At 69.2% G+C, this 22933-nt stretch carries 17 protein-coding genes and 1 pseudogene; 11 read left to right on the top strand and 7 right to left on the bottom strand.

Annotated features, from left to right (window positions below):
- The first annotated feature begins 504 nt into the window (after positions 1–504).
- From APAU_RS10740 to APAU_RS10720, 5 genes are all read left to right on the top strand, one after another.
- Positions 505–1299, top strand: coding sequence for an acyl-CoA dehydratase activase (locus tag APAU_RS10740; RefSeq protein ID WP_269490174.1), 795 nt, complete (start codon positions 505–507; stop codon positions 1297–1299).
- Positions 1296–2429, top strand: a complete 1134-nt coding sequence (locus tag APAU_RS10735) for a double-cubane-cluster-containing anaerobic reductase (RefSeq protein ID WP_006301776.1) — start codon at positions 1296–1298, stop codon at positions 2427–2429. Before APAU_RS10740 ends, APAU_RS10735 begins: the two co-directional genes overlap by 4 nt.
- A gap of 45 nt (positions 2430–2474) precedes the next feature.
- Positions 2475–3461, top strand: a complete 987-nt coding sequence (locus APAU_RS10730) for a sugar ABC transporter substrate-binding protein (RefSeq protein WP_006301775.1) — start codon at positions 2475–2477, stop codon at positions 3459–3461.
- Positions 3462–3555: 94 nt separating this feature from the next.
- Entirely contained in the window at positions 3556–4311 is a 756-nt protein-coding gene (locus tag APAU_RS14740; RefSeq protein WP_006301774.1) for an ATP-binding cassette domain-containing protein, read from the top strand.
- Positions 4311–5276: an ABC transporter permease gene (locus APAU_RS10720; protein ID WP_006301773.1), complete on the top strand. Its 966-nt coding sequence runs from the start codon at positions 4311–4313 to the stop codon at positions 5274–5276. The genes APAU_RS14740 and APAU_RS10720 overlap by 1 nt, the downstream gene beginning before the upstream one ends.
- A gap of 85 nt (positions 5277–5361) precedes the next feature.
- Here APAU_RS10720 and APAU_RS10715 read toward each other — a convergent pair whose 3' ends face one another.
- The 6 genes and pseudogenes from APAU_RS10715 to APAU_RS12690 all read right to left on the bottom strand — a co-directional run bounded on the left by APAU_RS10715 (position 5362) and on the right by APAU_RS12690 (position 12789).
- Positions 5362–6207: a hypothetical protein gene (locus tag APAU_RS10715; RefSeq protein WP_006301772.1), complete on the bottom strand. Its 846-nt coding sequence runs from the start codon at positions 6205–6207 to the stop codon at positions 5362–5364.
- Between the two features lie 19 nt (positions 6208–6226).
- Positions 6227–7171: a CsgG/HfaB family protein gene (locus tag APAU_RS10710; RefSeq protein ID WP_006301771.1), complete on the bottom strand. Its 945-nt coding sequence runs from the start codon at positions 7169–7171 to the stop codon at positions 6227–6229.
- A 96-nt stretch (positions 7172–7267) separates the two neighbouring features.
- Positions 7268–8443, bottom strand: a complete 1176-nt coding sequence (locus APAU_RS12695) for a tRNA nucleotidyltransferase/poly(A) polymerase family protein (protein WP_006301770.1) — start codon at positions 8441–8443, stop codon at positions 7268–7270.
- Positions 8444–8515: 72 nt separating this feature from the next.
- Positions 8516–8695 (bottom strand): annotated as a pseudogene (locus APAU_RS10700) (DUF362 domain-containing protein); the annotation flags it as partial.
- Positions 8696–8926: 231 nt separating this feature from the next.
- Positions 8927–10282 carry an alanine/glycine:cation symporter family protein gene (locus tag APAU_RS10695; RefSeq protein WP_006301768.1) on the bottom strand — a complete coding sequence of 452 codons (1356 nt, stop codon included), beginning with the start codon at positions 10280–10282 and terminating at the stop codon, positions 8927–8929.
- A gap of 560 nt (positions 10283–10842) precedes the next feature.
- The gene (locus APAU_RS12690) at positions 10843–12789 is read right to left on the bottom strand and encodes a transporter substrate-binding domain-containing diguanylate cyclase (protein WP_006301767.1); all 1947 of its coding nucleotides are present in this window, start codon (positions 12787–12789) and stop codon (positions 10843–10845) included.
- 241 nt (positions 12790–13030) lie between these two features.
- On the opposite strand from APAU_RS12690, the gene APAU_RS10685 reads away from it, so the two are divergent.
- Entirely contained in the window at positions 13031–14458 is a 1428-nt protein-coding gene (locus APAU_RS10685; RefSeq protein ID WP_006301766.1) for an NAD(P)/FAD-dependent oxidoreductase, read from the top strand.
- 63 nt (positions 14459–14521) lie between these two features.
- Here APAU_RS10685 and rsmG read toward each other — a convergent pair whose 3' ends face one another.
- Complete coding sequence (gene rsmG / locus APAU_RS10680; RefSeq protein WP_006301765.1) at positions 14522–15211, bottom strand: 16S rRNA (guanine(527)-N(7))-methyltransferase RsmG; 690 nt, start codon at positions 15209–15211, stop codon at positions 14522–14524.
- A gap of 142 nt (positions 15212–15353) precedes the next feature.
- On the opposite strand from rsmG, the gene APAU_RS10675 reads away from it, so the two are divergent.
- From APAU_RS10675 to buk, 5 genes are all read left to right on the top strand, one after another.
- Complete coding sequence (locus APAU_RS10675; RefSeq protein ID WP_006301764.1) at positions 15354–16184, top strand: metallophosphoesterase family protein; 831 nt, start codon at positions 15354–15356, stop codon at positions 16182–16184.
- A 70-nt stretch (positions 16185–16254) separates the two neighbouring features.
- Entirely contained in the window at positions 16255–17358 is a 1104-nt protein-coding gene (locus tag APAU_RS10670; RefSeq protein WP_006301763.1) for a C45 family autoproteolytic acyltransferase/hydolase, read from the top strand.
- 39 nt (positions 17359–17397) lie between these two features.
- Entirely contained in the window at positions 17398–18645 is a 1248-nt protein-coding gene (locus APAU_RS14735) for an HDOD domain-containing protein (protein ID WP_006301762.1), read from the top strand.
- 15 nt (positions 18646–18660) lie between these two features.
- Positions 18661–21657 carry a diguanylate cyclase gene (locus APAU_RS14730; RefSeq protein WP_006301761.1) on the top strand — a complete coding sequence of 999 codons (2997 nt, stop codon included), beginning with the start codon at positions 18661–18663 and terminating at the stop codon, positions 21655–21657.
- Positions 21658–21862: 205 nt separating this feature from the next.
- Positions 21863–22927: a butyrate kinase gene (buk, locus tag APAU_RS10655; RefSeq protein WP_006301760.1), complete on the top strand. Its 1065-nt coding sequence runs from the start codon at positions 21863–21865 to the stop codon at positions 22925–22927.
- Positions 22928–22933 lie beyond the last annotated feature (6 nt).

Here is a 22933-nt window from a genome sequence, read left to right as displayed (position 1 = left end):
CCCTCCTTCGGCGGAGCGAGTCCTCTTCTCCCCTTTGCGGGTTGCCGCGTCCGCCGCCCTATGGCCTGGAAGGGTGTCCCGAACCTCCCTGTCCCTCTGCGCCGTCCGGGCCGGGGCATGAGCGGGAGGAGCCCTTGCCCTTCTCCGGGGAGACGGACTATGATCCAAGGCCGTGGGGTTTCTTTGAGGAGAGGAGGAGTGACGATGATCCGGACGGGACGTCTTTGACCTGACCGAAGCCGGGGTGCAGGGTCTGCATCCCCGTCGGGGGTGATCCCGGGCGGCCGGGGCGGCGCGGATCCGTCGGTCTTCTCTCTTCCTCCTTCCCGCCTGCTCTGAACCAACCACCCTCCCGTTTCTTCCCCGACAGGATACCTACTCCCACGAAGACGGGCCTGCGCCCTTGGGGGGCGCAGACCGGATGGGGCATGTTCCCGAAAGGTGCGTTTCATGATGGATAGCCGCAAGACGAACCAAGGCCCAGGTCCCGGTTCGGGGTTTTTCGTGCCCGAAAGGCCGGGCGCGAAGAGGCTCGGCGTGGGAGTGGACCTGGGGTCCATGGGGACAAAGGTCGCCCTCTTCGACGGGGCCCTGGTGGACCGCCTCCTGGTGCCCACGGGCTGGAACCCCCGGGAGGCGGGGGAGAAGGCCCTTCGGGCGATCCTGGCCCGCAACGGCCTGGAGCCCTCGGACGTCCTCCCTCCCGTCCTCACGGGGTACGGAAGGAACAGCATGAAGGAACGGGGCCGGACGGTGACGGAGATCACCTGCCACGCCGCCGGGGCGAGCTTCCTCTACCCGGGGGTCACCACGGTTCTGGACATCGGCGGGCAGGACAGCAAGGTCATCGCCCTGGAAGAGCGGGGGACGGTGCGGGATTTTCTGATGAACGACAAATGCGCCGCCGGGACGGGGCGCTTCCTCCAGGTCATGGCGGCCCACCTGGAGATGGAGCTGGAGGACTTCGGTTCCCTCCCCGTGGACGGGACACCCCAGCCCATCTCCAGCATGTGCACGGTCTTCGCGGAGTCGGAGGTGGTGGGGCTCCTGGCCCGGGGGGTGGACGTGGAATCCCTGGCCCTGGGGTTGCTGGATGCGGTGGCCAGCCGGGCCTGTTCCATGCTCCAGCGGTTGGGAGGAGCGGGGCCCGTGGCCTTTACCGGCGGGGTTTCCCGAAGCTCCAGCCTGGTCCGGCTGTTGGAGCGGCGGCTGGGGCGCCCCGTGGTCACCTCCCCGGAGGGACAGATTGCCGGGGCCCTGGGGGCGGCCCGGATCGGTTGGGAGGAGCGGAAGGCATGAGAACCGTCGCGGAGATTCTGGAGGAGGTTCGGATTCACGCCCAGGACGGGATCCTGGAGATCAAGGAGGCCCACGAGCGGGGGGTCCCCATCGTGGGGACCTACTGCGGCTACATGCCCTGGGAGATCGTGGACGCCGCGGGGGCGATCTCCGCGGGGCTCTGCGCCCGAAACGACGCGGCCATCCCGGCGGCGGAGGAACACCTGCCCCGGAACCTGTGCCCCCTCATCAAGGCCAGCTACGGACACGCCCTTCGGGGGAGCTGTCCCTATTTCCACTTCTGCGACTTCGTCATCGCGGAGACCACCTGCGACGGCAAGAAGAAGATGTACGAACTTCTGAACGACATCAAGCCGGTGCATCTCGTCCAGATCCCCCAGAGGCCCGACCGGCTGGAGGACCTGGCCCTGATGCGGGCGGAGTTCCTCAAGGTCCGGGAGCGGATGGAGGAGGCGGTGGGGCGGCGGATTCGGGACGAGGACATCGCCGCGTCCATCCGCCTGCGGAATCGGGAGCGGGCAGCCCTGCGGGCCCTCTGGGAGCTGGCCCTGCGGGAGAACCCGCCCCTTACGGGGCTGGAGATGCAGGAGATCACCGAGCGCGTGCAGTACTGGTTCGACAAGGATGCCGCCATCTCCTGGCTGGAGGGGATCACGGAGGAGCTGGCCCAGGCCCCGGCGGAACGGGACCTTTCCGGGCGTCCCCGCCTTCTGGTGACGGGGTGTCCCATCGGGGGGGTCCTGAAGAAGCTCCAGCTCCTGGAGGATGCGGGGGGACTGGTGGTGTGCTACGAAAACTGCGGCGGCCAGAAGGACGCGGGCTTTTCCGTGGACGAGGAGGGAGACGTGATGGACGCCTTGGCGGAGAAGTACCTGGCCATCGGGTGTTCCGTCATGAGCCCCAACCCCCGGCGCATGGAGGACCTGAAGAGGCTGACGGAGCGCTACCGGATCGACGGGGTGGTGGAGATCGTCCTCACCGCCTGCCACACCTACGCCGTGGAGAGCACCTCCGTGCGGCGGCTGACCCACTCCCTGGGCAAGGGTTACCTGGCCCTGGAGACGGACTACTCCCCGGGGGATCAGGAACAGATGGCCACCCGGGTGGGGGCCTTCCTGGAGATGCTCTGAGGCTCACGGACACATAAGACCCGAAACGGGAAAGGATGAATCGACATGATCAAGAGGTTTTTGGGAATCCTCGCGGTGCTTCTTCTGACGGCGGGGGCGGCGGTGGCCGCTCCCCTGCCCCCCAGCGGCAAGGGCATGAAGGTGTGGTTCGACGGGGGTGGCGCGGCGGGGGAACCCTACACCACCATCGTGGTGAACGGAGCCAAGCAGGCGGCGGCGGACCTGGGGGTGGACCTGACGGTGGTCTACTCGGACTGGAACGCCGAGAAGATGCTGGAGAACTTCAAGCACGGCCTGGCCGCCAAGCCCACGGGCTACGTGGTCATGGGACACCCCGGGGACAAGGCCTACGGCCCCCTGGTGGACGAGGCCTTCAAGAAGGGCATGATCGTCACCGCCGTGGACACGGAGCTGCCCGGGCTCCAGGCGAAGTACCAGGCCCGGGGTTTCGGCTACGTGGGCCCCGACGGCTGGAAGCAGGGAGAGGACATGGCCAAGGAGATCCTGCGCCGCAAGGCCTTCAAACCCGGGGACAAGGCCTTCGTCTGGGGTCTCAAGAGGCTGGAGAGCCGGGGACGGCGAGCCCGGGCCATGCTGGAGGTCTTCAAGAAGGCGGGGCTCAAGGTGGACTATCTGGAGATCTCCGACGAAATCAACAAGGACGCCTCCCTGGGGGCCCCGGTGCTGACGGGCTACCTGGCGGCGAACAAGGACTGCAAGCTCATCGTGGTGGACCACGGAGCCCTCACGGGGCAGATGCAGAACTTCCTCCGGGCGGCGAAGCTCAAGCCGGGGCAGGTGTACGCCACGGGCTTCAGCCTCAACCCCGCCACGGCGGCGTCCATCGAGAGCGGCTACCTGAACCTGGTCTCGGAGGCCCAGCCCTACCTCATGGGCTACCTCGGGGTGCTCCAGATCGTGCAGACCGCCAAGTACGGCTTCGGCGGCCTCACCGTGGACACCGGCGGGGGCTACGTCTCCCAGGAGAACATCGCCGCCGTGGCGCCCCTGGCCAAGAAGGGCATCCGGTAGGGACGGCCTCACAACGAAAGAGACGAAGCGAGGGCGGGGGGATCCTTCCTCCCGCCCTTTTTGGGGCGCAGCCCCACCACGGAGGGGGAAGACCATGGAGACCGCAGTCCGGATGAGGGGAATCACCAAGTCCTTCGGCCCCGTGCGGGCCCTGGAGGGGGTGGACCTGGACCTGCGCCGGGGAGAGGTCCTGGCGCTTCTGGGGGACAACGGGGCGGGAAAGTCCACCCTGGTGAAGATCCTCTCGGGGGTGCACCCCGCCGACGGGGGCGTCCTGGAGATCCAGGGGCAGCCGGTGGACTGGAGGCGCCACGACGTGGCCTCGGCCCGACTTCGGGGGGTGGAGACGGTCCACCAGGAGCGCTCCATCGGGGAGAAGCAGCCCCTTTGGAGAAACGTCTTCGTGGGCCGCCACCTGAAGAACTCCCTGGGGTTCATCGACGCCAGGCGGGAGCGGGAGGAGACGAAGCGTCTCCTGTCCGACGTGATCGGGTTGAAAGGGGCGGGGATGCACCCCGACGCCCGGGCCGCCACCCTCTCCGGGGGGGAGAGGCAGGGCCTGGCCATCGCCCGGGCCCTGTACTTCCGGGCCCCCATCCTGGTGCTGGACGAGCCCACCACCGCCCTGGGGGCGGGGGAGGCGGAGCAGGTCCTCTCCTTCGTGGAGCGCCTGCGGGAGGAGGGGCATTCCTGTCTCCTGGTGAGCCACGAGCTGCACCACGTCCACCGGGTGGCGGACCGGTTCGCCCTCCTGGAGCGGGGGCGGGTGGCGGAGGTGCTGGAGCGTTCCCGGACGAGCCTTTCGGCCCTGGCGGACCGGCTCCTCCTGGGCTCCCGAGGAGGGGCGTGATGGACCTCCTCCTGGGACGCTTCCGGCGCCAGCTCCTGGTGACCCTGGCCCTGGCGGGGGTGTGGGGCGTCTTCGTCCTGGCGAGCCCCGAGGCCTTCCTGGACGGGCGCATCTACAACTCCTTCCTCTCCACCATCCCCGTCACCCTGGTGCTCACCCTGGGCATGACCCTTCTGGTGGTGCTGGGGGAGATGGACCTGAGCTTCCCTTCCGTCTCCGCAGCGGCGGCCTACGTCTTCGCCTTTCTCCACGCCCAGGCGGGGTGGTCCCCGGCGGCGGCCCTGGGAGCGGCGCTCCTTGCGGGGGCCGCCATGGGTTTTCTCAACGGCCTCCTGACGGTGAAGGTGGGGGTCCCCTCCATCATCGCCACCATCGGGACCCAGTTCTTCTGGCGGGGCCTGATCCTCCTGCTGGCAGACGGCCTGGCCATCCCCCTGGACGCTCTCCGGGGCCAGGGGTTGCACACCCTCCTGGTGGGGCGTCTGGGACCCTGGGAGATCCCCGCCCAATCCCTCTGGGCCCTGGCCCTGGGGGTGGGGCTGGCCCTGCTGCTCCACCGGCACCCCTTCGGGGACGCCCTCCTCTTCATCGGGGACAACCCCCGGGCCGCGTCCTCCCTGGGCATCCCGGTGGATCGGGTCCGGGTGGGGGCCTTCACCCTCATGGGGCTTTTGGCGGCCTTCGCGGGGCTTCTGGCCACCCTGGAGCTGAACAACTGGTGGCCCACCCAGGGGGAGGGATACATGCTCCTGGTCTTCGCAGGGGTCTTCGTGGGGGGCACTTCCGCCTACGGGGGGGAGGGGACGATCTACGGCTCCTTCGTGGGGGCCATCCTCATCGGCATCATCGAGGCGGGCATCGTCACCGCGGGCCTCGTGGGCTTCTGGACCCGCCTGGTCCACGGCCTGGTCATCCTGGTTTCCGTGTCCGCCTACGCCCTCATGGCCAAGCGAAGGCGGGGGTGAGGGGAGAAAGGCCGCGAGAGAAAAGGGCGAGGCGGGCGGGGAGATTCCCCGCCCGCCTCTGGCCGTTTGCCGGTTGTTCTGAGCCCTACAGCCCCGTGGCGCTGATCTTGTTGCCCGAGACGCCGGTGAAGCGCACCGGCAGGCCCTGGCGGGAGAGCCCCGCCATCAGGTCCTTGGGGGTGCCGATGTACTGCACCGAGAGGGTGGCCACCCCCCCGGCGTAGGAGGTCACCGCCGCCCCCCGGGCTCCCGCCAGGTGCTGCGCCGCCTCCAGCACCGCGTTGACGGTCTGGAAGCTGGTCACGTCGGTGATGAGGATCTGCACCTCCTGAGCCGTGGCGGGGGCCGCCCCGCCGCCGGAGACGCCCCCGGCCTTGCCTTCTCCCGCCAGGAGGTTGGCGGCGATGATGCGGGACGCCGCCTCGATGGCCTTCTGGGACGATTCGTCCGGGGTGCCCCCCAGCTCCTTCCCCGAGGCCATGTCGCTGAACAGGTACTTGGCGTCGGAGGTGGAGTAGGCCTGCACCGCCACGGTGGCGGTGCCCGTGTAGGTGCCGAAGTCGTTCTTCATGGGCTCCGCCAGGGTGGCCCGGCCCACCAGGAAAATCTTCACGTCGTAGATCTTCCCCAGCTCCCTGATGGCCTTCTTGTTCCCCTGGGCCAGCAGCTCCGCCCGCTTGTCCTTCTTGATCTTCTCCACCTGGGCGGCGTTGACCACCGGGTAGCCGTTGCCGATGAGGGTCTGGGTGATGAGGGTCTCCGCCGCCCCTACCCCCAGGCCCTGGCGGAAGAACCCGCTGGCCTGCTCGAAGATCACCACGGCGATGCGCTTGTGGGGAGGCAGGGGAGCCGCCGAGGCGGCCCCGGCCAGGGTCAGGAGGGCTCCCAGGAGGGCCAGGACGCCCAGAGCGCGCTTGGTGGAACCGTTCATGGGACGAGCCTCCTTCGGATCAGCGGATGCCGATCTTCACCGTCTCCGGGTCCCCGTGGAAGGGAACCGCCTTGTCTCCCCGGCGCACGTCCACTCCCTTGACGATCTCCCCCCGGGAGTACTTGGGCTGCACGTCCGTGAGCTTCACCAGGGCGAGGGTGATCTTCTCCACGTCCAGGATCTCCCCCTTGATGCCCAGCACGGCCTTGCCCTCCGCGTAGACCAGGTAGAGCTGTCCCACCTGGGCTCCCGCGTTCACCGCCCCCGCGTCCAGGGTGACGGTCTTGGCCGCCTCGGCCAGGACGTTGTACACGTCCCCGCCTCCCCGCATGGCGGTCTGGGTCTTGAGCTTGGTCACCACTTTGGTGACCGCCTTGTAGGTGGCCTGTCCCAGGATGCCCCCGGCCTTGCCGGTGCCGAAGACCGCCCAGTCGTAGGCCAGGCCTCCCTGGCTCTGGTTCGCCGCCCCTTCCTCCTTGGCGGTGAGGAGCACCTCCCCGGTCTGGGCGTTGATCATCCTCACGTCCAGGGTGACGTAGGCGGTCTCGGAGCCCACCGCCACGCCGCTGAAGTTCCCGAAGGGCAGGGGGATCACGCCGCCGGAGGCCTCGTACTTGTACTGGGTGACGGAGCCGGTGAGGAGGTAGTCCACCCCCAGCACCTTGCCCATCTGCACCGCCGTGGTGCTGTCCGCCAGGCCCTGGCCCGCCAGGCGCTGCTCCGTCGCCAGGGCGTCCATGCGGCTTCGCTCCACCACCGTGAACATCCCCGTGTTGAAGAGTTCCGTGGTCATCATGTCCGTGATGGCCTTGGCGGGGGCCCCGGACCCGGAATTGTCCTGAAAATCCAGTACCGCCACCCGGGGCTTGGCCTCCGCCCCGACGGCCACGACCAACAGCGCCAGCGTCATCGCCGCGACGAGGAAGCGTCCCCGAAGCCCCTTCCGATCCTTCCCTGGAACCATGCGGTCCATCCCTCCCTGTGGATTCACGCCCCCTACGGGGCTTTCGATGGCTTCCCGCTCCCGGATCGGGAGGGTCCCTATCGTGGGGCCATTGTATCATCCCATCGCATCGACGCGGGGGGGCGACAGGGCCCGAAGCTGATGCACCAGCGCTTCTTCGAAGCCCATGCCCGGCTCCAGGAAGGCCCGGTCCTGGGCGGCCTCTCCGGCCTCTTTCCGGAGGTCCGGGGGAAGGGCCTCCAGGTGGGCCGCCAGCTTCGGGGAGAGGGAAGGGCGGGAAGGCAGGGCCAGGCGACGGAGCGCCGCTTCCCGCAGTGCCCGGCGGTTCGGGGAGGGTGCGGCGTCCCGGAGGGAGTCCAGGAGAAGCCAGCGTCGGAGGTTCTCCGGCGAGGCCTGCCTCAGGGGGCGTCGCGCCGCCGGGGTGTCCGGAATCTCCCCGTCCCGAGGAAGGGAGAGAAGCGCCAGGAGGTCTCGCAGGGCTCCCCGGGGCCACCCCAGGGAGAGGAGAGTTTCCGCAGGGGCGGGGGGATCCTGGGGCGGCAGGGTTTCCAGCAGGGCGGCGGCCCGGGCCACCGGGTCGGAGGTGCGGGCGCAGGTTCGGCGCAGAAACGGGGGAGCCGAGGCGGGGAGGGGGGGCAGCTCCGGAAAGGGGTCCCGAAGCCCCAGCAGGCGGACCCAGCGAAGGAACCGGGCGGGGTCCGTCCCCAGGGCCCTCCAGAGTTCTCCTCCCCTGCGGCCCGGGGGCAGGGTCCCCAAGGGGAAGGCAAACTCTCGGCAGCAGCGGACGGCGTCGGGGGTGGGGGCGAAGCCGGGCATCTGGGCGGCGAAGCGCGCCAGGCGCAGGGCCCGAAGGGGGTCCTCCCGGAGGCGGTCCGCGCCCTCGCCGGTGAAGCGAAGCCGTCCAGCCAGCAGGTCCTCCCGCCCCCCCGTGGGGTCCAGGAGAAGTCCACGGGGGTCCAGGGCCAGGGCGTTGACCGTGAGGTCCCGCCGGGCCAGGTCGTCCTGCAGGGTTCCGGGGAAGGTGGAGACGGTCTCGTGGAGGAGCCCCTCGGGGCCGGGGAGGAGGAAGGTGGTGCCTCCCGGGCGGTCCAGGCGACGGAGGGAGGGGAAGAGGGCTTCCAACGCCTCCGGAGGGGCCGCCGTGGCCAGGTCCCCGTCGTGGGGTGTCCTTCCCAGCAGCAGATCCCGCACGGCGCCTCCCACCAGGACGGCGGGGTGCCCCAGGCGGGACAGGGTCCGGGCCAGTTCCAGGGCGGAACGGATCGGGTCCATGGGAATCCCTCCCGAAACGAGAGCAGGCCGGACCCAAGGCCCGGCCTGCGGGAAAGCGAAAAAGGGGCGGCTCTACTGGGAAATGGCGCTCACGGGGCAGGTGGCGACGCAGGCGCCGCACTCCACACAGGTGTCGGCGTTCACCTGAGCCTTCCCGTCCTCCATGCTGATGGCGCTGGTGGGGCACACGCCCACGCAGGCCTCGCAGCCCACGCAGGTATCCTTATCCACTACGGCCTTGGCCATGGATCTCTCCTCCTTCTGTCTGTCTGGATTCGACGGTCTCGCCTCGCGGCGAAACCCGCGCTCATTCTACCCGGTCTTTCGGGGAGGGACAATGGGAGGTCATCTCCCCTTCGGGAAGTGGTTCATCCGGTGATTTGGTAGAGCAGCCGGATTCCCCCGTCCTCCAGGACTTCCGTCAGGGGGAAACGCAAGGGACCCCGGGCGCAGGCCCGGGGTCCCTCGGGGTGCCGAAGCAGTCTAGTGAGCCTTCAGTTTGCCGTCCTCCTCGTATTCCGAGACGGCTTTGGCCACCACCTTGAACAGCCCGATGAGGGCCACCAGGTTGGGCAGCACCATGAGGCCGTTGAAGGTGTCCGCCAGCTCCCACACCAGGTCCACCTTCAGGGTGGCCCCCAGGATGATGAAGCCCACCACCAGGATCCGGTAGGGCATGAGCCCCTTGGTGCCGAAGAGGTACTTCACGTTGGCTTCCCCGAAGAAGTACCACCCCACGATGGTGGAGAAGGCGAAGAAGAGCAGGCACACCGCCACGAAGGGGTTGCCGAAGGCGCCCATGCCCACGGTGAAGGCCGCCTGGGTCAGGGCGATGCCCGTGGTCTTTCCGTCCAGCACGCCGGTGCAGAGGATCACCAGGGCGGTCATGTTCAGCACCACGAAGGTGTCGATGAACACCGCCACGATGCCCATGAGCCCCTGCTCCGCAGGCATGCGGACCTTGGCCACCGCGTGGGCGTGGGGGGTGGAGCCCATGCCTGCCTCGTTGGAGAAGAGGCCTCGGGCGATGCCATACCGCATGGCCTGCTTCACCGTGGCGCCGATGATGCCTCCCGTGGCGGCTACGGGGTCGAAGGCCCCGATGAAGATGGACTTGATGGCGGGGATCAGGCTTCCCGCGTGGAACACCAGGATGCCCAGACCGCCCACCAGGTAGAGCCCTGCCATGAGGGGGACCATCTTCTCCGTCACCGAGGCGATGCGGCCGATGCCCCCGATGAAGATGAAGGCGCCCAGGAGACCACAAGCGATCCCGACTCCCAGGTGGGGCACCCCGAAGGCGGTGTGGAAGGCGTCGGCGATGGAGTTGGACTGCACCATGTTCCCGATGAAGCCCAGGGCAACGATGATGGCCACGGAGAAGAACGTCGCCAGGGCGGGGCTGCCGAAGCCGTCCCGGATGTAGTAGGCCGGGCCGCCGGTGATCTGTCCGTGGTCGTCCCGGGTCTTGTAGACCTGACCCAGGATGGCCTCCGCCATGTTGGTGGCCATGCCGAAGAACGCGGCCAGGTACATCCAGAAGATGGCCCCGGGGCCTCCCATGGCGATGGCCGTGGCTGCCCCCGCCAGGTTCCCCGTGCCCACCTGGGCGGCGATGGCGGTGGCCAGGGATTGGAAGGAGGACATGCCGTCGCTGCCCGCCCGCTCGCCGAAGAGATTCAGGCCTCCGAAGGCCTTCTTGAAGGCGGCTCCGAAGAGCCGGACCTGCACGAACCGGAGCCGAAAGGTGTAGTAGATTCCCGTGCCGCAGAGAAGGAAGATGAGAACGTAGTTCCACAGAATGCCGTTGATGTCCTGTACCAAGGAAAGAAGATCCATGACCTGCGCCTCCTTACGAGGAAACCTCGATGCCGCGTTCCGCGCTTGGAGCTGGGCATCGAACCACGAGGGGTGCCGCGGGAGTCCGAGGCACCGCTGGGTCTCCCCTCGGAAGAGGGTGCAGAAGATGCAGGCCCCCCGGATCGGCCGAACTCGGCCGAGGAGGGGCGGTTCAGAGCTGGGGTAACAGGGGAAAACCCATCATGCCCCTTCTCCGGGAACGCGGAAGGAAGGGGTGCGAGACAGCCGCCCAAGGGACGGAGGACGACGAAGACCCGGCCGAACTCGGCCGTGGGGCTCCGGTTCAGGGACGAAAGGGGATCGAAGTGATCGGAACGGTTCCGCGGGACATGGGCAACCCTCCCCCTTGCTTCGGTTCTCCCGTGGGAAGAGATTGTGCGATTGTTCCCATTTTAGAAATACCCGAGGAAGTCGTCGAGAAGGTTTGAAAGTGCAGTGTTTTAACGGGGATTCATCTTTTGTTTTTGCGGGAAACGGGGGTTTGGGTGGATCGGAGAGAATGGGGCGCTCCGGGGTTTCCGGAAGCCCGTGAAATGGGGCTAGCGCTTCGGGGCGGAGGGTTCGGGGTCCCAGACGATCCGGTTTCGCCCTGCGGCCTTGGCCCGGTAGAGGTTTTTGTCTGCCCGCCGGTAGAGGGACTGGGCGTCCTCGTCCTTCTCGGGGCGGTGGGAGGCCACGCCGAAGCTGGCGGTGACCCGGGGCTCCGTGCCCTTCCCCGCCGGGCAGGGGGCGGAAGGCAGGGGACGCAGATTCTCCACGGCCATCCGGACCCGTTCCGCCGCCGCGCAGGCTTCCTTCAGGGGGGTCTCGGGGAGCAGGATCCCGAACTCCTCTCCCCCCAGCCTGCCCAGCACGTCCTCCTGCCGGAGGGTGTTTCGCGCCGCGATGACCAGGCGCTGCAGGACTGTGTCCCCCGCATCGTGGCCGAAACGGTCGTTCACCCTCTTGAACAGGTCCACGTCCAGCACCACCAGGGACAGGGGCACGCCGTAGCGGCGGCTTCGGTGCATCTCCCGGGCAACGGCCTCGAAGAAGGCCCGGCGGTTCGTCGCTCCCGTCAGCGGGTCCGTCTGGGCCTGGTGGAGCAGCTGTTCCTCCATGTCCCGGCGGAGCAGGAACAGGTCGATCAGGCTGGCCCCCGCGGCCAGGAAGTTCTCCAGAGCCGGGGGGATGGGTGGTTCCTCCGTGCCACAGGGAGAGGGGGCGAAACGGACGCAGAGGCAGCTTCCCGAGGCGTTCAGGGGGAAGCGGAGGGACAGACCCTGGGACGCCTCGTCCTCGGGGCCCGCCACGGAGAAGGGACAGGTGGGGAAGGGGGGAGGGGTGGATCCGGAGGTGGCCACCGTTACGGTCCGCAAGGGGGGCTGGGGCGAGTCCTCCTCCCCCTGGGCCTTCCACTGGCAGACCATCAGGTTCTGGGCTCCCGCGGCCTCCTGGAGGTGGCGGCAGATCCGCTCCAGGGTGTCCGGGGCGGTTCGGGCCAGCAGGTCCCGGGCGCAGGCAGCCAGGGTCTGCTCGAAGGCCAGGGTTTGAGCGAGGAGCTGTCCCTGCCGGCGGATGCGCTGGTCCTTCTTGTGCCAGAGAGCGATCAGGGCGATCAGCAGGAGGATGAGCCCCCCCGCGCCGAGGAGAAGAGAGAGCCCCCAGCGGGGGAAGAAGGTCAGGTTCTCGTCGTAGAACCAGCGGCTCCGCAGGCGGTCGTAGGTCGACCCGGGGGTCTCCCGCAGGGCGTGAAGCTCCCGGTCCAGCGCCTGAAGCAGGTCCGCGTTCTTTCCCTTGGTGGTACCGAAGAAGATCCGAGCGGGGGCGAAGACCAGGGGGCTCCGTCTCAGGGAAAGTTCCCGGGTGTCCCCCAGGGAGGTCAGCTGCTCCGCCGCGCAGGCGTCCACCTTCCCCTCCAGGAGGGCCCGGAAGGCTTCCCTCATGGTGGGGTAGGTGAGGATGCGGGCGTCGGTCTTGGTCTGGCGGAGGATCTCCGTCAGTTCCACCAGGGCGTAGAACCCCCCCTGGATGCCGATGCGCTTGCCCCCCAGATCTTGGAAGGAAGACAGGCTTCGGTTCGGGAGGGTGTAGAAGGTGTACCAGGTGGAGAACACCGGTTCCTTCCCGAAGTCGAAGCGTTCCTCCAGCCGGGGGGTGGGGGCCATGCTCAACAGGTCCAGCTCCCCTGCCTGGAGCATCTTCACCAGCTTGTCCCCGTGGGCGAAGACGAACTGCACCTTCCAGTTCTGCCGCTCTGCGATCTCCCGCAGGAGGTCCGGGAGAAAGCCCGCCGCCTCTCCCGAAGAATCCCGGAAGAACACCGGCGGGTGTTCCGTCACGCCGAAGCGCACCACCCGGAGGCCCTCCGCCCCCTGAGAGACAGACGCCCCGGAGGTCCAGACCCACAGAACCAGAAGCAGGAGCCTCGCCCACGCGGTAACGCCCCGGGAGAGGAGCGCCCGGGCGCGGGGGCGGTGGATCTGGCGTTCCTGGTCTTCGGGCAAGGGGACCGCCTCGATTCCGTGGGGAGTGTCTAGGCCGGGGTGTTCCCGACGGGCCGTTCCCGCCGGGGTAGGGCTAACAATTTAACGAAACAGTGGACTGTGGAAAATCATACCGATCTTCCATGTTCTATGTCAATCCTCCGTCAATCCACGTCGGTCCGAGGGTAGCCTCGGGTCTTGACGTATACCCTATGGTGGTATATGCTTGACAAAATCAAGACAGCGCGAGGAGGGGTACGGCATGGAGGAACGGAAGGCGAAGGTCCTCATCCTGGGAGGCGGTCCGGGGGGGAGGGTGGCCTACATGGCCCTGCGGCGCATGGGGGTGGATTCCGTCGCCCTGGTGGCGGACGAGGAGCCCACGGTGATCTGCAGTCTCCCCTACGGGGTGGGGCGACGCCTGGTCCCTGACGGGCCGGAGAAGGTGGTGGTGGACTTGGCCCGGTCCCCCCGTCTGCCGGAGGACATGCCCAAGGACGTGATCTGGGGGACTGCACACTCCGTGGACCCCCAGGGCAGGACGGCTCAGGTGGTGACCCGGGACGGAGAGGTGCGGGTCTCCTACGAGTCCCTGATCCTCGCTCCCGGGGCCGCCCCTTGGCTTCCGGAGCTTCCCGGGGTGCTTCGCGACGCCCCCGGAGAGGGAGGTCCCACGGTGATGGTGGGGAACCGCCTGGTCCCTCGGGGGGCACTGGGGGAGAACGTCCACGTCCTCCGGGGGGCCCGGGACGCCCGAGACCTGGACGAGCTGGCGGGGTGGGCGAACCGGGTCGTGGTGGTGGGTACCGGGGCCATCGGCCTGGAGACGGCGGAGGCCTTCGCGGACCGGGGCGTGGCGGTGACCCTGGTGGAGGTGCTGGACCACGTGGTGGCCGCCCTGGATCCGGAACTGGCGGCGGTGGTGGAGAACACCCTGTGGAGCCGGAAGGTGGAGGTCCTCACGGGGGTCAAGGCCGCGGCGGTGGAGCCCGGGGGGCTGCGCCTGGAGGACGGCAGGCTCCTGGAGGCGGACGGGGTGGTCTTCGCCTCGGGGGTCCGGCCGCGGCTGGACCTGTCCCGGGCCATGGGGGTGGCGACGGATCGGGGCATCCTCACGGACTCCCGCATGGCCACCAACCTCCCGGGGGTCTACGCGGTGGGGGATGCGGCGCAGATCCCCGACGCCGCTACGGGGCGCTCCCTGTTGCCTCTCATCGGGACCCTGGCCATGAGGCAGGCACTGGTGGCGGCGGCGAACCTGGTGGGCATGCCCATGGCCCTGCCCCCCGCCACGGTCTGGGGGGTCAGCGAGATCTTCGGCCTCCACTGGGGCAGCGTGGGCTGGACCCTGGAGGCGGCGACCCGGGCGGGTATCCGGGCCTTCCCCCTGTCCCAGCCCGTGCGGTCTCGGGACCCCTTCATGGCGGGTCGGGACGGGGTGTGGCGGCTCACCGTGGCGGCTCCGGGGAACGAGGGCCTCGCGCCGGGGCAGATCCTGGGCTTCCAGGTGGTGACGGAGGGGGATTCCCCCCTGCACCTGGCGGAGCGGTTCGTGGACGTGGTGACGCGGCGGGAGACGGTGCAGGACCTCTTCGCCCGGTACTTCATCCACAGTCCCTCCCACAACGGGGTGGACGATCCCTATCTGGGGCTGCTCTTCCAGGCCCAGGAGGCCATGCGGCAGGGGTAGGGCAGGAATAGAAAACAGCAAGGACGAGGCCCCGCCGGATCTGTCCCGGCGGGGCCTCGTCCTCTATCGGTACCAGGGGCGTTTTTCCGCCATCCCCGGCCGACGGGGGTACTTGGAGGGGCAGGGGGCGATCTTCTCCCATCGCACGAAGCACCGGACCTTGTCCCCCAGGTCGTAACCCAGCCGCTCCGGTTCCCCCAGGCCCAGGCGATCCCACTTTTCCCGGCCTCCCTCCAGCTCCTCCTCCGCCCTTGGCCCCTTGAAGGCCAGCAGGTGTCCCCCCGGACGCACCAGGGGGGAGAGAACCTCCGCCAGCACCCCCGCCTCGCACACCGCCCGTGCGGAGGCCAGGTCGAAGACCTCCCGGTTGCGGGCGGCGAAGGTCTCGGAGCGTTCGCACACCACCTGGACCCGTTCCGGGGGCAGCCCCAGGACCTGGACCATCTCCCCCACCAGGGCGCACTTGCGCTCCACGCTGTCCAGCAGGGTGACCGCCACGTCGGGGCGGCAGAGGGCCCATACGAGCCCCGGCAGGCCTCCCCCGGTGCCCACGTCGATCACCTGTCCCCCCTGGGGGAGCAGGGCGAGAGCGGCGGCGCAGTCCACCACGTGGTCTTCCCAGAGGACGAGTTCGTCCGTGGGGCCCGTCAGGCGGGCCCGTGTGTTGGCGGTGGCCAGGAGGGCCACGAAGTGACGTACCTCCCCCTCGTGGCGGCGCAGCAGGTTCAGCGGTTCGGTCAGGTCCAGCTCCATGGGGTTCCTCCCGTTTCCTCAGGTTGGGTCTTGATCCATCAGGATACCCCGGGCTTGCGCTTCCGTCATCCCGCGGTGTTCACGGGTGCCGTGGTGCGGTAGGATCAGGGGGTTCGGGAGAGCCGCGAGGAGAGTGGACGGAATGAGGAGACGGCGAGACGTCGGCTGGTGGGGGCTCCTGTTGGTGCTGGGATGGGCCGCCGTCGCTTCGGCGGCGACCCTGGGAAGCAACGATCGGGCCCTGGAGGCGATCCGGGCGCGGGATCCGGGGGACCGGGATTTCTCCTTCCTCGTGGTGGGGGACAGCCGAGGCCCCCGTTCCCGGTTCCCTCAGGTGGCCGAGGAGATGCGCCCCGTGTCGGGGGACTTCGTCTTCCACCTGGGAGACCTGACCAATCGGGGCACGTCGAAGGAGTACGAGGAGGTCCAGCGGAGCCTGGACTCCCTGGGGCGTCCGGTGCTGGCGGTGATGGGCAACCACGAGCTGGTGGACCGGGGGCGGGGACGCTTCGCCCTGCGGTTCGGCCAGAGCTTCGACGGGGCCTTCCGCTACGGAGGGGGGCTCTTCCTGTTCCTCGACAACGCCGACGGACGCCCCTTGGGGGAGAAGCGCCTGGCCTGGCTGCGCTCCGCCCTGGAAGAGGGGCGGGACGCTCGCTTTCGGCTGGTGTTCTGCCACCAGCCCCTCTACGACCCCCGCAAGGGGCAGGAGGTTTCGGGGCACAGCATGGACCCCCGAGGGGCCCGGGAGCTGCTGGAGGTCTTCCGGGAGGGGCGGGTGACCCGGGTCTTCGCCAGCCACGTGCACGGCTGGTACGACGGCGCCTGGGGCGGCGTGCCCTTCACCGTCACGGGAGGGGGAGGGGCGCACCTGTACGACAAGGACCCCGCCCACGGGTTCTTCCATTTCCTCCGGGTGGACGTGACGGGGACGGAGGTTTCGGTGCGCGTCTTCCCGGTGCCGACCCGTTGACACCGTCCTTCCGGGCGATACGATGACTTCACTTTGCAGAAGCGATGAGCGAGCCGAGGAGGCAAGGGACATGGACCAAGGCGGCGGAACGAAGCGGAGCTACGGCGTCTTTTCCCTGGTGACCCTCTCCGGGTCCTGGAGGGGCATGGGGCGTCGGTGCGGGGAACTCCTGGGGCAGGAGCTGCGGGACCTGTACCGGGTGGCGGTGACGGAGACCCTCTTGGGGGAGCAGGGGCAGGACCCGGAGCACCTGAAGCAGGTGGCGGCGTCCTTCTTCGCCCTGTACCCGTACCGGTTCAAGGAATTCCTTCGGGGCATGGCGGAGACCTCCGGCCTGGACCTGTCCCAGCACCTGCTGCTCAACGCCCTGGAGGTGACGGCGGCGGAATCCCTGGTACGCCCCCACTGTTCGGGCATCGCCGCCTGGGGGGACTACACCGGCGGGAACCCCCTGGTGTTCGGGCGCAACTACGACTACCTGCCCGTGTTCCGGAAGTTCACCCCCTACCTGAGCGTGGTGGTCCTGCACCCCGCCGACGGATCCCGCCCCGTGGCCACGGTGGGCTACGCCGGGTCCTGCTACGTCACCACCGCCCTCAACGCCGACGGCCTCTTCCTGGAGCTGAACAACGGCATGCCCTCCGGGGGAGCCCTGTGGTACGAGAGCCGCATCCCCACCATCGCCTCCCTCCTGGGCTTTCTCCTGGACAGCACCACCCTGGAGGAGCTGGACGGGCACTTCCAGACGGTGCGCTCCAACTTCGCCTACATCGTCTCCGTGGCGGACGATCGGGTGGCCCGGTGCTACGAGTGGCCGGTGTTCGACGTGAAACGTCGGGCCTCCTACCGCCCGGGGCTGCTGGTGGCCACCAACCACTTCGCCGATCCCGACTGGGGCCTGCCGGAGCCGGAGGACCGGGCCTTCTGGCTCACCGCCACCCGCCGGAAGAACCTCATGGCCCTGGGGGAGCACTTCAAGGGAGACATCGGCCCCCTGCGGATGCGGGAGATCCTGGACACCTCCATCCCCGACCTGGGAGCCACGTCGGACCTCACGGTGTACCAGGTGGTGGCGGTGCCCCAGACCCGGACCCTGTGGCTGAAGGCCCCGGAGGTGCAGGACTGGACGGAGATTCCCCTGGCGGAGGCCCTGGCCTCTCCGCCGGGCCGGTAGGCGGGGCTCCCGCATCGCGCCCCGGAGGATGGAGCCTCGATGGGCCGCGTGAGCGTTCGTTCCCTCAAGGAAGGCATGGTGCTGGAAGCGCCCCTCCGGACCCCGGAGGGGCGGGTGATCCTGGGGGCGGGAGCCGCCCTGACGGACAAGCACATCCGCATGTTCAAGATCTGGGGGGTCACCGACGCGGAGGTAGAGGGCTTCGAGGACGAGTCCCTCCGGGCGGAGGAGGCCCTGAAGTCGGAGCAGCTGGCCCGGGCGGCCGCCCTGGTGGCCCGGTGGGCCCCCCCTCCCGGGGAGGACCCCTTCCTGCGGGAGGTGACCCGCATCGCCACGGAGGAGATGGCCACCCGGCTCCTCAAGGAGGGCAACGTCCCCGCCCCCTGGGTGCCCCAAAGGCCGGAGAAGGCCCCTCCCCTCCCGGAGGAGCGGGGGGCGGAGCTGGGGGCCGGGGGGATGCGGGAGCTGGTGCGCCACCAGGTGCGCCTGGTCTCCTTCCCGGCGGTGTACTTCAAGCTCCGGGAGATCATCGACTCCCCCGTGAGTTCCGCCACCCACATCGCCGAGGTGGTGGGCAAGGACCCGGGCCTCACGGTGCGCCTGCTGCGTCTGGTGAACAGCTCCTTCTACGGTTTTCCCACCCGCATCGATTCCATCCCCCGGGCGGTGGCCATCATCGGCACCAACCAGCTCACCGCCCTGGCCCTGGCCGTCTCGGCGGTGAAGGTCTTCAAGGGGGTTCCGGCGAAGTTCGTGGACATGGAGTCCTTCTGGGAGCACTCCGTGGCCTGTGGCGTCCTGGCCCGGGTGATCGCCTTCGCCCTGCGGCTTCCCCATGAGGAGCGGTTTTTCGTGGCGGGGCTGCTCCACGACATCGGGCGGCTCATCCTCTTCCACAAAGTCCCCTGGCTCCTGACGGGGGCCATGGAGCAGGCCCTGTGGCAGGAGCGACCCCTCTTCGAGGTGGAGACCCAGATCCTGGGGTTCCACCACGCCGCCCTGGGGGAGCGCCTCATGGCGGAATGGAACATCCCGGAGCCCATCCGGGCCCTGGTGGGGGCCCACCACAGCCCCTCGGAGGGGGAGAACCCCGGGGAGGCGGCGGTGGTGCACCTGGCGGACCTGCTGACGGGGGTGCTGCGCTGGGGCACCAGCGGCTCCGTCCACGTGCCCGAGGCGGACCGGGGAGCCCTGGAGGTGCTGGGGTTGGCCCCGGAGGCCCTGGAGTCCGTGGTGGCCCAGGCCAGGCGGCAGGTGGCGGAGATCCGTCGGGCCTTCCTGCTGTAGGAGAGGAGGGGGACCATGACCTTTCGGCTGGCGGAACTGGAGGAGCGGATCCGGCGTCTGGATCAGGAGCGGGACGCGGTGAACCGCATCCTGGACGCGGCGGTGGGGGCGCTGAACTTCTCCCCCGGCGCCCACGGGGCGGACCCGAACGGACAGGCCTCTCCGGAGGAGGAGCGGGAGGGGCTGCTCCGGGAGACCGCCCAGAAGGTGCGCGCCCTGGTGCCCCTGCGCGCCCTGGCGTTCTACCTCCTTTCCGAGGACGGTCTGGACTTCCGGGCCGCCCTGACGGACCCCGTCGGTGCGGGGAAGTCCTTCGAGGCGGAGCTGGAGCCCCTGGTGGAGGACGGCACCCTGGCCTGGGCCCTGAACCACCCCCACCCGGTGTTCGTTACCACCGCCGACGGTTCCCGTCCCCTGCTTCTCCACGCCCTGAGCACCCCCAATCGGACCCTGGGGGTGCTGCTGGGGGAACCCTCCTGCGACCCCCAGACTCTCCCGGACATCGCCCTGGCCTTTCTGCGTGTGGTGCTCAACGCCGCCGCCGGGGTGCTCCAGGACATGGAGCGGGTGCACACCGTCCAGGACCTGAACGCCCGCCTCCGGGACCAGGTGCGCCGCCTGGAGGAAACCCGCCTGGCCCTGGAGGAGGCCCACCGCACCAAGGACGCCTTCCTGGCCCACATCAGCCACGAGATCCGCACGCCCCTGAACGGCATCCTGGGGCTCTCCCGCCTCCTGGGGGAGGGGGACCTCTCCCGGGAGCAGGAGGAGCACGTGTCCCTCCTCCTCCTGGAGGGGCAGATCCTGGTGCGTCTCCTGGACGACCTGCTGGACTTCTCCAAGATCGAGGCGGGACGCCTGGAGGTGGAGTCCATCCCCTTCGCCCCGGGGCAGCTCACCCGGGACGTGGGCCGGGCCTTCGCCCACCGGGCCTCGGAGAAGGGCCTGCCTGTGGAGGTGCGGGTGCGGGATTCCGTGCCCCCCGGCGCCCTGGGGGACCCGAACCGGCTGCGGCAGATCCTGGGGAACCTCCTGTCCAACGCGGTGAAGTTCACCTCCCGGGGGCGGGTGCTCCTGGAGCTGGACGCCCCGGGGGACCGGCTGGTGTGGTCCGTGGAGGACACGGGGGAGGGGGTCGCTCCCGAGGCTCTGGAGCGGATCTTCCAGCCCTTCGTCCAGGCGGACCCCTCCGTGGCCCGGCGACACGGGGGCACGGGGCTGGGCCTGCCCATCTCCCGCAGCCTCGCGACCCTCATGGGGGGCACCCTGGAGGTCTCTTCGTCTCCCGGCGAAGGAAGCCGCTTCGTCCTCTCCCTGCCCCTGACGGCGGCCCCCGCCCCGACGAAACCCCAGGCCCTCCGGGAGGAGGCTCCCCCCCGGGTCTCCCGGGGGAGGATCCTCCTGGTGGAGGACAACCCCACCAGTCGCCTGGTGGGCCTGGCCTTCCTGCGCCGCCTGGGCTTCGAGGCCCAGGGGGAGGAGAGCGGGGAGGGGGCCCTGGAGCGTCTTCGAAGGGAGCGCTTCGACGGGGTGCTCCTGGACATCCAGATGCCCGGCCTGGACGGGGTGGAGACGGTCCGGGCCCTTCGGGACCCTGAGACGGGGTGCCGGGATCCGGAGGTTCCCGTGGTGGCCCTCACGGCGGCGGTGACGCCGGGGCAGCGGGAGAGGTATCTGGAGGCGGGGATGGACGACGTGCTCTCCAAACCCCTGGTGCCGGAGGATTTGAGCCGCGTCCTGGGACGCCTGCTTCCCCTTCCGGAGGCGGCCCCGGTCTTTCGGGAGGAGGAGCTTCTGGCCCGGACGGGGGGGGATGCGGCCCTGGCGGGGCAGGTTCTGGCGGCCTTCGAGGAGGACCTGCGGGAACTCTCCGGGGCGATGGACCAGGCCCTGACCGCGGGGGATCGCCCGGCCCTGCGGAAGGCCGCCCACGCCCTGCGGGGGGCGGCGGCCAACCTGGGGGCCCCGGGGATCCGGGACGCCGCGGCGGCCCTGGAGGAGGACTCGGGGGAGGACGAAGAAAGGACGAGGAGGCTTCGGCAGAGCTTGGCGGAGCAGGCCCGAGCCTTCGAGGGACGGAAGAGGACCCCCCCTGCGACGGAGGGCGGGCAGACGGGAGGACAAGAGGGCATGAGGATCCTGGTGGCGGAGGACAACCGTTCCTCCCGCATGATGCTGACGGGGTTTCTGCAGCAGAAGGGCTACGAGGTGGAGGTGGCGGAGGACGGGCGCCGGGCCCTGGACCTGCTGCTGCAGGACGACCCCCCTCGCCTGGCGGTGCTGGACTGGATGATGCCGGGGCTGGAGGGGCCCGAGGTGGTGCGGTGGGTGCGCCGAGCCAACCAGCGGGACAAGCACTACACCTACCTGATCCTCCTCACCGTCCGGGGTGCCCGGGAGCACCTGCTCCAGGGCCTGGAGGCGGGGGCGGACGACTACGTCATCAAGCCCTTCGACCCGGAGGAGCTGGAGATGCGCATCGCCTCGGGGCGGCGGGTGGTGGAGCTTCACGAACAGCTCCTCTACGCCGCCACCCACGACCCCCTCTCGGGGCTCCTGAACCGCCGGGCCCTGCTGGAGCAGGAGGAGGCGGAGCTGACCCGGTCCCGGCGCACCGGCGAGCCCGTGAGCGTAGCCATGATGGACCTGGACCGCTTCAAGGCCATCAACGACCGGTACGGCCACCTGGCGGGGGACGAGGTGCTTCGGGAGGCGGCGCGGCTCATCCAGTGCAACCTGAGGGAGTACGACCTCTGCGGCCGTTACGGAGGGGAGGAGTTCCTCCTGGTCTTCCCCGGAGCCAGCGCCTTCGAGGCCGCTCAGGTGTGCGAGCGCCTGCGGTTCCGCATCGCCGACGCCCCCCTGGAGTACCAGGGCCAGTCCTTGGCCTTCACCGCCAGCTTCGGCGTGGCGGAGTACGACCGCATCGGCTCCCTGGACGCCCTCAACGCCGCCGCCGACGAGGCCCTCTATCGGGCCAAGGAAGCGGGGAGGGATCGGGTGGTCTGGTAGGTTTCCGATCCCTCCCTTTGGGAAAACGACAAGGCAAAGACCAAAAGGAGAACAGCAAGAAAAAGCTAAAGCAAAAATGGTCCTTTTCTTTGAAGATTAGCTATTTGAGCCCCTTCGAGTCTGGACAAAGAAACCCTCAAGGTTTAGCCTCGTAACGTCCTTTCGGTCTACTTCATACACAAAGGTATCCCAAGGAGGGAAAAGGATGGGCTTTCGGATCCTGGCCATCAACCCCGGCGCCACGTCGACCAAGATCGCGATCTTCGAGGACGAGCGCCCCCTGTTCAAGAAGACCGTGCCCCACTCCATGGAGGACCTCAGGGGCTACCCCCGGGTCATGGACCAGATCCCTTACCGGCGCGATCTGATCCTGGCAGCCCTGGAGGAGGCGGGGATCGCCCTGGGGGACCTGTCGGCGGTGGTGGGACGGGGGGGGCTCCTGCGCTCCATCCCCGGAGGCACCTACCGGGTGAACGAGACCATGGTGGGGGACATGAAGGCCGCCGCCCGGGGGGAGCACGCCTCCAACCTGGGGGCCGTGCTGGCCCTGGACCTGGGGGATCGGGCGGGGATCCCCAGCTTCATCGTGGACCCCGTCTCGGTGGACGAGATGGAGCCCGTGGCCCGCATCTCCGGATCCCCGGAGGTGGAGCGTATCAGCATGTTCCACGCCCTGAACCACAAGGCGGTAGCCCACCGGGTGGCCACCGAGCTGGGGCGTCCCTACGAGGACCTGAATCTGGTGGTGGCCCACCTGGGCTCCGGGGTCTCCGTGGCGGCGCACCGTCGGGGACGGGTGGTGGACGTGAACGACGCCAAGCAGGAGGGTCCCTTCTCCCCGGAGCGGGCGGGGGGGCTCCCGGCCTACGAACTGGTGGCCCTGTGCTACTCCGGCCGGTACAGCTTCGACGAGATGAAGAAGAACCTCCTGAGCCGGTGGGGCATGGCGGCTTACCTGGGCACCAAGGACCTCCAGGAGGTGGAGGCCCGGGCCCGGGGGGGGGACGAAAAGGCGGCGCTGCTGCTGGACGCCTTCGCCTACCAGGTGGCCAAGGAGATCGGGGCCCAGGCCACGGTTCTGGAGGGCAAGGTGGACCGGGTGGTGCTCACCGGGGGCATGGCCCACTCCAAGGAACTCATGGCGAAGGTCATCGCCCGGGTGAGCTTCATCGCCCCCGTGGCGGTGGTGCCGGGGGAGGAGGAGCTGGAAGCCCTGGCCCTGGGGGCTCTGCGGGTGCTCCGGGGCGAGGAAGCGGCGAAGGATTACTAGGGAGGG

Origin of the sequence: Aminomonas paucivorans DSM 12260 (assembly GCF_000165795.1) — a bacterium.
Lineage (GTDB): Bacteria > Synergistota > Synergistia > Synergistales > Synergistaceae > Aminomonas > Aminomonas paucivorans.
Note: the sequence above shows the minus strand (reverse complement) of the source record. Positions and strands in the feature narration are given on the sequence as shown.